At 36.8% G+C, this 12448-nt stretch carries 8 protein-coding genes; all 8 read right to left on the bottom strand.

What is annotated here, in order from left to right:
- Positions 1-46: 46 nt before the first annotated feature.
- The 8 genes from EGI05_RS14965 to EGI05_RS14930 all read right to left on the bottom strand — a co-directional run bounded on the left by EGI05_RS14965 (position 47) and on the right by EGI05_RS14930 (position 12337).
- On the bottom strand, positions 47-1039 hold the full coding sequence (locus EGI05_RS14965) for an aspartate-semialdehyde dehydrogenase (protein WP_123263838.1): 993 nt from the start codon (positions 1037-1039) through the stop codon (positions 47-49).
- A 32-nt stretch (positions 1040-1071) separates the two neighbouring features.
- Complete coding sequence (locus EGI05_RS14960; RefSeq protein ID WP_123263837.1) at positions 1072-1503, bottom strand: hypothetical protein; 432 nt, start codon at positions 1501-1503, stop codon at positions 1072-1074.
- A 77-nt stretch (positions 1504-1580) separates the two neighbouring features.
- On the bottom strand, positions 1581-4265 hold the full coding sequence (locus EGI05_RS14955; protein ID WP_123263836.1) for a TonB-dependent receptor: 2685 nt from the start codon (positions 4263-4265) through the stop codon (positions 1581-1583).
- Between the two features lie 208 nt (positions 4266-4473).
- Positions 4474-5334, bottom strand: a complete 861-nt coding sequence (gene nadC / locus EGI05_RS14950; RefSeq protein ID WP_123263835.1) for a carboxylating nicotinate-nucleotide diphosphorylase — start codon at positions 5332-5334, stop codon at positions 4474-4476.
- Positions 5335-5346: 12 nt separating this feature from the next.
- A complete protein-coding gene (gene nadB, locus EGI05_RS14945; RefSeq protein WP_123263834.1) occupies positions 5347-6918 on the bottom strand; it encodes an L-aspartate oxidase in 1572 nt (523 codons plus the stop codon).
- 31 nt (positions 6919-6949) lie between these two features.
- Complete coding sequence (locus EGI05_RS14940; RefSeq protein WP_123263833.1) at positions 6950-7576, bottom strand: NAD(P)H-dependent oxidoreductase; 627 nt, start codon at positions 7574-7576, stop codon at positions 6950-6952.
- Between the two features lie 124 nt (positions 7577-7700).
- A complete protein-coding gene (locus EGI05_RS14935) occupies positions 7701-9959 on the bottom strand; it encodes a T9SS type B sorting domain-containing protein (protein ID WP_123263832.1) in 2259 nt (752 codons plus the stop codon).
- A 122-nt stretch (positions 9960-10081) separates the two neighbouring features.
- The gene (locus EGI05_RS14930) at positions 10082-12337 is read right to left on the bottom strand and encodes a T9SS type B sorting domain-containing protein (RefSeq protein WP_123263831.1); all 2256 of its coding nucleotides are present in this window, start codon (positions 12335-12337) and stop codon (positions 10082-10084) included.
- Positions 12338-12448: the final 111 nt, after the last annotated feature.

Genomic DNA, 12448 nt, shown 5'->3' with positions numbered 1-12448 from the left:
TAAAAAAAAGAATCTCAATTCTGAGACTCTTTTTATTTTTGTTAGGTTATACTAAGTTATTTGCTACAAGGTATTCCGCGATTTGTACTGCATTGGTTGCAGCTCCTTTTCGCAGATTGTCTGCTACGATCCAGAGATTCAGCGTTTTGGGCTGAGAAAGGTCCCGCCTGATCCTTCCCACAAAAACTTCATCTTTTCCTTCGGAATATAAAGGCATTGGATATTGATTGTTTTTTACATCATCCACTACGATTACTCCCGGAGTTTCAGATAAGATCTTTCTTACTTCATCAAGATCGAATTCGTTTTCAAATTCAATATTTACACTCTCAGAGTGTCCTCCCTGTACAGGAACTCTCACGGCGGTCGCTGTTAAATTGAATGTGTCGTCTCCCAAGATTTTCTTAGGCTCTTTCATCAATTTAATTTCTTCTTTCGTATAATCATCATCTGCAAAAACATCACAATGTGGCAAAGCGTTTTTGAAGATCTGATAAGGATATACCTTTGTGATGGAATCATCTCCTCCGATCTCTGCATTCAATTGATCAACAGCAGCTTTTCCGGTACCTGTTACAGACTGGTAAGTAGAGACAATTACTCTTTTTAAATCATATTTTTTGTTCAGCGGACCTAGCACCATTACCAATTGTATTGTTGAGCAATTCGGATTGGCGATGATCTTATCTTCTTTCGTTAAAACATCGGCATTGATCTCAGGAACCACCAATTTTTTGTCAGGATCCATTCTCCATGCAGAAGAATTATCAATGACCGTTGTTCCGGCTTCAGCAAAAAGCGGAGCAAATTCAAGAGAAGTTCCACCTCCGGCAGAGAAGATGGCAATGTCCGGTTTAGCAGCTATAGCGTCCTTCATGCTTACAATCGTAAATTCTTCCTGTTTATACTTCACCTTCTTACCGATAGATTTTTCCGAAGCTACCGGAATTAACTCTGTTACAGGGAAGTTTCTCTCTTCGAGAACTTTAAGCATGACTTGTCCAACCATTCCTGTTGAACCTACTACAGCTACTTTCATTTTAATGATTAAAAATTATTTAAGTTAATATATTATGCTCCAAAGACTCTCGCCCATGGAAACGCGAATGCAAATAAACCTACTGCGATTAATCCCATAATGACAATTCCTAAAGAAATGGTATCATTGGATTTTACTTTCTTATTGATGATGGTCATCAAAACCGCAGCAATTAACATGGAAAACGGATGCTCAACATATTGAAATCTCAGATCAGCATTTTTCATTACAGATCCCATATCCATTCCTTTGGTGAAATTGGTGATCAGCATAATGATCCCGATTAAAAACTGGATGTGGAAGAAGATCATAGTGAAGAGGGTGGTCTTCTTTAAAAAATTATTCACTTTTCCGCTAAATCCGAACATTGTCGTTAAAAGAGCAATGATAAATAATGCCACTAAAAGAAGTTCCAGATACCCGAATCCTTTGTGTGCATTAAGCAAAATGTTGTAAAAATCCATGTTCAATTTTTTTGTACACAAATATAACAAAAATCCCGGCTTATTGCCGGGATTGATATTGATAAAATCTAATGTGATTAGAAGTTAAATGATAATGTTGCAGCCCAAGTTCGTCCAAATCCGAAATAAACCTGGTTTTGCTGGCTAATACCGTTATAGTTACCTGCTGCCTGATAAGCTGCATAACCAGTGTTACTTCCATTGATAGCTGTATATTCTTGCTCAGTAAGATTAGCATGAATATTTGTGTTTGATTCAGCAATATAAACCTTGTCAAACAAGTTATATACATTACCTCTTACAGTAAAGAATTGTTTAGGATTGTTAAGTTTAATTTTAAATGTAACCCCTAAATCCACTAAACCGAATGTTGGTAATTCTAATGCTCCCTTTTGTCCGGCAGCTTCATTTAAGAAGTTCAATGGATTTACGTTAGCATATAGATTTCTTACCCCTCTGTACATTCCATCAAATGTGAACCAATCAGTAGGTTTGAATGTGAATCCTGCTCCTGCAGTGAATTGTGCAGAACTTCCAACTTTTACGTTATCAAGATATACTGTAGTACCCGAAGTATTGTTTCCTAATGGAATTGGGTCATTTGTTTCAGTAAATAAATCTCCGGTAGCATTTCCGTCATAATACCAATCCCCCATTGATAACATACCAGTTAATGATAGCATTTTGTGAACATTAGCTGTTACATCAACTTCAACTCCTTGGTGGATTTCAGTAATTCCTGAAATGTTAGCATACGCTGTGTTAGTTGTCACAGGAGCTCCTGTGTTAGGATCATTATATGTAACCGTAATGTTTGATCTTCTTTGGAATCTATCTTTCCAAGAAGTTCTGTAAAGGTTTACATTTGCATTGAATATACCTGAACGGAAACCATATCCTGCTTCAACACCGAAAATTTTCTCATTGGTCAGGTTAGGATTAAGGAAGTTTTTGTTGTTTGGATAGACAGCGTTTAAGAAAGGCTGCTTTTCATAGTATCCAATGTTAGCAAAAACATTGTGATGTTCGTTGATATTATAGTTAGCTCCTCCTTTAACGTTGAACCCGATTAGGTTTTTGAATCCTGTTTTAGTATTAAGAGCAGGGTTTGTAGGAGTTGCCTGAATAATTGTAGGGTTTGTGTTGCTGGTTGCATATCCTGCTACGCTTCCGTTAAGAAGAGATCTTCCATCTACGATAAAGTTGTCAATTCTTTGGAAAGCCTGATTAGAAATAGCTCCTGAAACGAAAGCAGATAACTTATCATTGGAATATTCTAACTGTCCAAACCCACCATACCAAAGTACTTCACCATCGTTGTTGTAACCGATTCTGTTTTCAATCGGGTCAATTTTCCCTCCGAAAGGGTTCCAGTTTGGTTCTGCTTTTGAAGTGTTGGATACATAATTGTAACCAGGTGAAAATACGTTGTTGTTATTTGGAGCATAAAGATTTCTGTTTGCAGAATCTCTATAAGAAGTACCACCTAATAGATCACTTACTACCTGATAGTGGTATCCATAATAATATCTACCATCAATACCTACTGAAAAGTTTAAGTTGTCAGTGATTTTGTGATTAAAGCTGGAAATAATTCCATACCAGTTGTGAGAGTTGATAGATGCATTTCTGATAAGGATTCCCTTGTCTGCAGTTGAAGCCGCATTAGAAGCATAAATAGCATCCATATCTAAAATACCTTCACTCGTTACGAAAGATCTTTGAGTTGGATTGTAGTTGATAGATTTTCCGTTTGAAGTTCCCACGTTTCCTGTTCCTGCTCCTCTACCGAATGATGCATATGCAACAGTATTCAATTTAGACTTGCTTGAAATATTCCAATCCCAGTTAATTGACATTACCGGTTTGTGATAATAGTTTCTTCTTAAACTGAATTCAGATCCATTTAAGTAACCATAATCTGGATTGTATCTTGTATCTGGAGTTCCGTCTTTATCGGAATTATAGAAAATATAATTTGAAATTGGAGCATAAGTACTTCTTTGGTTGTGAGCTTGTGGAGCTCCAGTAATAGTAAACTGGAAATCATGTTTGCTTCCAGGCTTGTTATATCCTAAAGCAAAATAATAATTGTATCCCTCAAACTCAGTTCCTCTTGCAAAAGTTGATCCGGCGGCTCTACTCATTAAGAATGAAGAAGACCATCCTTTAGAACTTTTTCCTGTATTATACGCAAATAGAGTTTTGAAATAATCGTCATTACCAACTGTCAAAGAAACAACACCTCCTTGTTTTTTATCTGCTGCTCTGGTTAGGATATTGATTGTACCTCCAACAGAAGCAATTGCTAATTTTGAAGAACCAAGACCTCTTTGTACCTGCATAGATGATGTTACATCAGAAAGTCCAGCCCAGTTCGACCAGAAAACACGTCCGTTTTCCATATCATTTACTGGCATACCATTTACCATTACAGCAATGTTTTCTTGTGCAAAACCTCTAATGTTGATTTTAGAATCTCCGAAACCACCGCCTCCTTTAGTAGCATACACAGATGGAGTTGTGTTTAAAATTTCCGGGAATTCCTGATTTCCTAATTTCTCAACAATTTGTGCTTCTTTAATTGTTGAAACTGCTACAGGAGTTTTTCTGTCTTTAGCTATATCAGCAACACCTGTTAATACTACCTCTTCAATGTCCCTGGATTTCGAAACCGTATCCTGAACTTGTTGAGCATAATAAACGCTTGCTGTAGAAAGGGAAATAACTACAGTCAGCATTGATTTGTTGATTAATTTCATAATCGTTATAATAGTTAGATTTAAATTTTATGCAAAATTCGGGAAATAAATTTTAACTATTATTAACTCAATGTTAATTTTTAATCAGTCTTAATAAGGTTTAAAGTGTTGATTTTCAGCATTATGTAAAAAAGGCGCCATTTTTATGAAAAAAATCATATTATTTAATTTTTAATAAAACAGGGTCATTTTTGTTAAAAATACAATGCTATTTCACGGCTTTGAGGCTTAAATCTATGTTTTCGGCCGAGTGAGTAAGGGCTCCCGCAGAGATATAGGTAACTCCTGTAGAAGCAATTTCTTTGAGCATATCTCTGGTAATTCCTCCGGATGCTTCGGATTCACAAGAACCATTGATCATATCTACAGCGAGTTTCATGGTTTTCACATCCATATTATCAAGCATGATCCTGTCTGCTTTTGCTTTAATGGCTTCCTGGACTTCTTCCAGATTTCTGGTTTCAACCTCGATTTTTAATTTTTTCTTATTCTTTTTGATATAGTCTTTAGCCATTTTCACGGCATTAGTAATGCTTCCGTTATAATCGATATGATTGTCTTTCAGCATGATCATATCATAAAGCCCATATCTGTGGTTTGTTCCGCCTCCTATAGCAACTGCCCATTTTTCACATATCCTAAAATTAGGTGTGGTTTTGCGCGTATCTAATAATTTGGTTTTTGTTCCCACCAATCTGGAGTCCCACTCATGAGTAAGCGTTGCAATTCCACTCATTCTTTGCATACAGTTGAGGACAAGTCTTTCTGTAGAAAGGATTGATCTTGCGCTACCAGAAACAATGAAAGCAACATCGCCTATTTTTGCTGTTTCACCATCTTTGATAAAGGTTTCAACTTTCAGATTTTTATCAAAGGTTTTGAAAATGATCTCCGCCAATTCCACACCGGCAAGAATGCAATTCTGTTTTACTAAAAGTTTAGCGCTTTGCTTTAAATCCCCTGGAATGGTGGATAGAGTGGAATGATCACCATCCTGAATATCTTCTTCAAGGGCGGATTTTATGAACGTTTTTAATGCTTTATCAGTTACGTAGCTTGGTCTTTTCATATGGATGTGCTTTTAGGCTAAATCTTTATTGTAAAATGCTCCCTTGTTTTCTTTCATTTCCATAGATTGGGTAATGATAAGGTGAGCTACAGTGGTTAAATTTCTTAATTCTGATAATTGCGGGGAAAGAATGGAGTAGTGGTAAATTTCATCAACAGCCGCCGCAATTTCCTGGTGCTTTTGCAAAGCCATTTTTAAACGTCGGTTACTTCTTACAATTCCTACAAGGTCACTCATCATTTCCTGAAGCTGTTTTCTAAGGTAGCTGATGATCACCATTTCATCCATGATTTTCATGCCTTCTTCATCCCATTCGGGAACAGCCTTTAAATCCTCAAAATTGAAATTGTTTTCTTTCAATAATTCAATGGTTTTCATGGCAGCGTTGTGTCCGAAAACTAAGCCTTCCAACAAGGAATTGGACGCTAGTCTGTTGGCCCCATGTAGTCCGGAATTGGTACATTCTCCTACAGCAAAAAGATTTCTGATAGAAGATTGTCCGTCTTTATCAATTTCAATACCACCCATTAAATAATGGCAAGCCGGAACAACGGGAATCAATTGCGTGAAAGGATCAATACCTTCATCCTTACATTTCTTATAAATATTAGGGAAATGTTCTAAAAACTTATCGTGATTCATTTCACGGCAATCCAAGCCTACGTATTCATCACCGGTGATCTTCATTTCATTGTCAATGGCTCTTGCTACAATATCTCTTGAAGCCAGCTCTTCACGTTCATCATATTTATGCATGAACTTTTCGCCTCTTTTGGTTCTTAATTTAGCTCCGTCACCACGGACAGCTTCGGAAATTAAAAACAGCATTCCATCTATTTTACTATATAAAGCGGTAGGATGGAACTGGTAGTACTGCATATTGGAAACCTTACCTTTGGCACGGGCAACAAAAGCAATTCCGTCTCCGGTAGCAATGGTTGGGTTAGTGGTGTTCTTATAAACATGACCGGCTCCTCCGGTGGCTACCAATGTTATTTTTGCTGTAATTTTTTTGATGGTTTTGGATTTTTCATCCAGAATGTATGCTCCATAGCAGTGAATATCCCCTTCATTCAGTTCTTTTCCCGGAACGTGGTGTTGAGTAATAATGTCAATCACATAATGATGATCCAGGATTTCTATGTTGGGACTGTTTTTGGCAGTTTCTAAAAGCGCTCTTTCAATCTCAAACCCTGTGATGTCCTTATGATGAACAATTCTGTTTTCGGTATGGCCGCCTTCTCTTCCTAAAGCGAACTGGCCGTTTTTCATATCAAAATTGGCACCCCATTCTACGATTTCATTAAATCTTGCAGGGGCTTCTTTCACCACCATTTCTACTACATCGCGTTTGTTTTCGCCGTCACCGGCACGCATGGTGTCTTCAATATGTTTATCAAAATTATCTTTTTTGAAATCCGTAACGACAGCCAAGCCTCCCTGTGCATATTTGGTATTGCTTTCGTCTTCGTCTGATTTAGTTACGATAATTATTTTGGCTTCAGGAAATTGTTCAGAAACTTTTATGGCATAAGAAAGTCCCGATATTCCGGAACCAATTACCAATACATCCGCTTTTATCATATGCTTGCTTTAAGACAATTGTCTAAAATAATTAAATAAATTTAAACAATTTTTCATTGGGTTTTCTCACTTTTTTCATATGCTGAAAATGATCTTCCTCAGAACGGTATCCTAACGCAAGAGTTACGGTTACTTTTTCTGTCTCAGGATTGATATTCAATAGCTCTTCTATTACCTCTTGCCGGAATCCTTCCATCGGGCAGGTATCAATATTTTCAATGGCCGCGGCATACATTAAATTTGCCAATACAATATAAGATTGTTTTTCTGCCCAGTTGAAAATCTCGTCATTCGTTTTTTGATTAATATGCTGATTAATGCTGTTTTTAAAAAGATCAAGGGATTCCAGTGAAACCTCTCTCACTTCAGAAATATGATTGAAATAGCCACGGATATAATGTTCTTCAATTATTTTTTTTGAAATAATAACAATAAGATGTGAACACGTGGAAATTTGGGAAGGATTGTAAAATGCCGGAATTAATTTCTGCTTCATTTCCTCACTTTCAACCACTACAATCTTATAAGGCTGTAGTCCCATTGAGCTTGCGGCAAGCTTACCGGACTCAAGAATATTATGTAAGGTTTCCTGAGGAATAATTTCTTTATTAAATTTCTTTACAGAATATCTTCTGCTTAAAGCTTCCAAATAATTCATAGAACAAATTTAGGAATTGAATGTGAATAAATAGGTTTTCAAGGTAAATATATTGCCTTGATATATCGTAAAAAAAACTCCACTTCAATTTTGAAGTGGAGTTTTTATATAGAATGGTTGAAGGTTATTCTCTGTTTTTCACCATAATCCAACCTGAAAATTTAAATGGAGTGTTATGTTTATCATTTTCATTCCATGTTACGGAATACCAATAGTTTCCGGTAGGAACTTTTCTTCCGGCAGAAGTAGTTCCATCCCATCTGTATTTGTTGGTTTTATCACCCTGATGGATTTTGTACCCATATCTGTCGAAAATACTGAATTCCAGATTTTGTTTGTTCGCTAATGAAGAATAATCAATAGCGTCATTCACTCCGTCTCCGTTTGGTGTAATAACATTGATCAAATTAGGAACTGTAATATCAATATCTATAGGTTCACAATCGTAAGCATCTTTTACATATACGGTATGGTCTCCTCGGGAAATGTTATTAAAAATATTGGAGTCCTGCCAGTTTACATTATCCAGAGAATATTGATAAGGAGGAGTTCCACCAATGACATTTACAGTAATTGTACTGCTTGAAATATCAATATAAGTAACAACTGGCTGTTCAGCAGGATATACTTTTACATTCTGAGTAGTAATACAGTCTCCTGTTTTTAATTTCACCCAGTAAGTACCTACACCTACGCCTGAAACGGTTTGTGTAGTAGCTCCTGTACTCCAAAGGTACGAAGCAAAACCTGGTCCTGCATCTAGTGTGGTTTTATCTTCCATACAGATGATCTTATCTTGCAGAACAGAAGAATATACTGGCGGAAGTACGATAAGAGTTACTTTAGCTACGGCAAAACAACCATTGGCGTCTGTCACTTTTATATAAACTACTCCGTTAGGAGCGATATAATTGGTCGGATTTGAAATTTCATTGGTTCCGTTAAGCGCATCAGTTAAAGATGGATAATATTTCTTGGTTCCTCCCTGAGAAGTTACTGTAGCTACGGTAAGGTTGAAAGATCCCAATGAAGGATTAGACTCAATGAAACATGTTCTTAAAGTAGCATCATTTACTACAACAACAGGAAGAATATTCAAAGTAATCTGGGCAACATCCACACAGCCTTGTGGAGTGGTCACTTTTACAAATACGGATCCTGCAGCAGAAGGATAAGCTGTAGGGTTTGTGATTTGATTCGTTCCATTATTAAGATCAAATAAAGTAGGATAGAATGCTTTAGTTACCCCCGGGATATTAGTTACTGCGGCAGTGGTCAGATCAAATATAGCGACACCGGCATTATTATTATTACATCCCGATAAAGTAGCATCATCTGCTGCAAAAGGAGTTGGGTTAAGCTGAATGACTCCATCTCCATTATCACATAAAGTGGATGAAGGGTCTTTAACTACTACCGTAATGGTTGTGTTCCCGGTATATTGAAAACTGGTTGGATTCGCAATCGGAGTAGAATTACCCAATACGTAATAAGTGAAAATATAATTTCCAGGATTGTTTACAAATTGAGAATTGAACGAAGTTAAATCCACGGTTCCGTTTCCTGTAGCCGGGTTTACGCATACGAAAGGAGTAATGGTATTCTGTAAAATAGGAACTTTATCTATATAGATCTTAGCATTTTTGATGGAATGTCTTGCACTGGCTCCTCCTGTAGCTGCAGAAAAACCGAAATATCCTTGAGTCATTCCTATCGCACCGCCTGACGGAGCAAATGACTGGTTAACGATTTGTACACCATCAATTTTTATAGATATGATCCAGTTGGTAGGATTTGTTAAATCAGTTTGTCCATTCACTTCAACATGCTTATAGTTTGTTCCTACAAATGGCTGTGTAGGATTAAGGTCAGGAGAGTGGAATGTACTTCCTACAGTATTGTTATATTCTATGTTATTGTTGAGAGAGTTATTGGTCCCATATAAAAGATGGACCTTGCTCATTTGTCCTTCTGTAGTATTATTGAAAATATCGAAACCAACCATCAATCCTGATGCATTGGCAGGAATTCCAAGACCACCACCGGATACAAAGCCTGTAGGTGGATTAGCAAGATACCAAAAAGTAAATCCGTCACCTCTTCCAAATTGTGTGGTACCGTTTCCGTCTATCCTGAAATCAAATTCTACTTTCCATTTGTCACAATACTTCAAGTTAATAGGAGTAGACAATTTAATAGCACCATATTGATTTCCGACATCCTGGGTGAGTTGAATAAAATCAGTGTTAACGACAGCACTTGAAACCAAATCCCAACCTGTTGTAACAACAGGATTTCCTGTAAGCTGATACGTCTGGGCGAATCCATTTCCGGATACCCCTAATAATATGATTAAGAAATAAGAGTATAGAAGTTTTCTCATTGTACGTGGATTGGATATTGTTAATTTTTAAAAAATGATATACATCGTAATGTTTTGAGTATATATTATGAATTATCAAAAAAATAATAAAAATCACTCCAATGAGTGATTTTCAGACATAATTATTCTCTATTTTTTACCAATACCCAACCCGTATATTGTGTAGGGGTATTGTTTTTGTCATTTTCATTCCAGGAAATGGTGTACCAGTAAGTTCCGGTCAATATTTTTTTGCCAAAAGCAGTTCCATCCCATTTGAAATTTCTGATCTTATCTGCTTCATAAAGTTTATTGCCATATCTGTCATATACCACAAATGTTAAGTTCTTTTTATAAGCTAAAGCAGAGTAATCAATAAAATCATTTACATTATCTCCGTTAGGTGTAATAGCATTGATTAAATTAGGAACGGTAATAGTTACATCAATGGGTTCACAATCATACGAGTCTTTTACGTACACCTTATGATCTCCTCTTGAAAGTCCGTTGAATACATTAGAATCCTGCCAAGTGATTCCATCTAAAGAATAGTGATAAGCAGGTGTTCCTCCTTTTACATTCACGGTAATTGAACTGTTCACTACATCAATGCTTGAAATGACAGGCTGATTGGAAGGGTTTACCTTTACAAGCTGGGTTGTAATACAAGTTCCTGTTTTCAGTTTTACCCAATATAGCCCTACAGGAACATTGGAAATAGATTGTGTGGTGGCTCCTGTGCTCCATTCATAACCATCAAAACCAGGACCTGCATCCAATGTCGTTTTGTCGTCTATACAGATGATCTTATCTTTTAAAACAGAAGAAAACACAGGTGGAAGAACAATAAGGTTGATCTTGGCAATCATATAACATCCGTTCGCATCAATTACTCTTACGTATACAGCTGTGCTGGTAGAAACATAGATCGATGAATTGATGATTTCATTGGTTCCACTCACCGCGTCGGCTAATGTTGGATAATACTTTTTAATAACTCCTGCTTGTGCTGTTACATTTGCTGTTGTTAAATTAAATGAAGCAGTTGTTGGGTTTGATTCTATAAAACAAGAACGCAGTGTTGCTTCAGTTACTACTACTGATGGATAAAAGGCAAGTGTAATTTTAGCATTTCCGGTACATCCTTGTGGAGTCGTTACTTTTACGTATACTGTACCCGGTGCGGATGTGTAGCTGGCTGGATTTTGAATTTCATTAGTTCCGGCATTAAGATCGGCCAATGTTTTATAATATTTCTTTGTTACTCCGGGAACTCCGGTTACCACTGCGGAAGTAAGATTGTAAGTGGCCGTTCCTACATTGTTATTATTACATGCGGTTAAGGTAACATCATTGGCGGCAAATGGCGATAATGATAGTACAATTGTTCCGTCTGCATTGTCGCATAAAAGAGAAGAATTATCTTTAATCCTTACAGAAATCGTAGTATTGGTATTATACTGGAAGTTGGTAGGATTAGCAATAGGAGTAGGGTTACCTAAAACATAATACGAAAATGTATAGTTCGTAGGGTTAGCCACAAACTGTGAATTATAAGCAGTAAGATTTACGGTACCATATCCTGTTGTAGGATTAGGACAAACAGATTGAGTAACAGAGTTCTGAAGGATAGGAACTTTATCCGTGTAGATCTTCACATTTTTGATAGAATGTCTTGACCTTGCGCCACCTGTAGAAGCTGAAAAGCCGAAATAGCCCACAGTCATTGCAGCCGCAGTGCCTGAAGGTGCGAAAGACTGGTTGCAAATTACATTACCATCAATTGTTATTTTTACAATCCAGTTGGTAGGAGCTGCCGGATCAACCTGAGAGGTAACTTCAACATGCTTATAAGTAGTTCCCTGGAAAGGCTGGGTGGTATTCAGATCAGGGGAGTGAAATGAACTTCCCGCAACATTAAAGAACTCTACATTGTTGGTATCCGTTGTATTAGGAACTTGTCCGTAGGCGACATGCACCTTACTCATTGTAGCAGTAGTGGTATTATTGTAAGTATCAAAACCTACAATAAAACCCACAGCATTTTGAGAAACTCCAAGTCCGGAACCTAATATACTTGCAACAGGAGGGTTGGCAAGATACCAGAATGCAATTCCGTCTCCATTGGAAGTTTGGTTAGAATCCATTCTGAAATCGAATTCCACTCTCCACTTATCACAATATTTTAAGTTGATAGGGTCATTCAGTCTGATAGAGCCGGATTGGTTATTGGTATCCGGAGTAAGCTGAATGAAGTCCCCATTCACACTTGCAGAAGGAACCATTGTCCAACCTGTTGTGTTTACAGGGTTACCTGTAAGTTGATAGGTTTGAGATAAAAGTTTTCCAGATAAACAGAGTAAAATAAGGGTAAAATAAACTAGTAGTTTTTTATTCATTTAATACACACTTTTTAATTAGACACGTAAAGATATTAATTCCGAATTAATAAATGTGTATTTAATGTTAATAGTGTTAAAAATGACAAAATTTGATAATAAAATGCAAAA

The sequence above is a fragment of the Chryseobacterium daecheongense genome (assembly GCF_003729955.1).
In the GTDB taxonomy this organism is placed as follows: Bacteria; Bacteroidota; Bacteroidia; order Flavobacteriales; family Weeksellaceae; genus Chryseobacterium; species Chryseobacterium daecheongense.
This window is presented reverse-complemented; position numbering and strand designations above follow the sequence as displayed.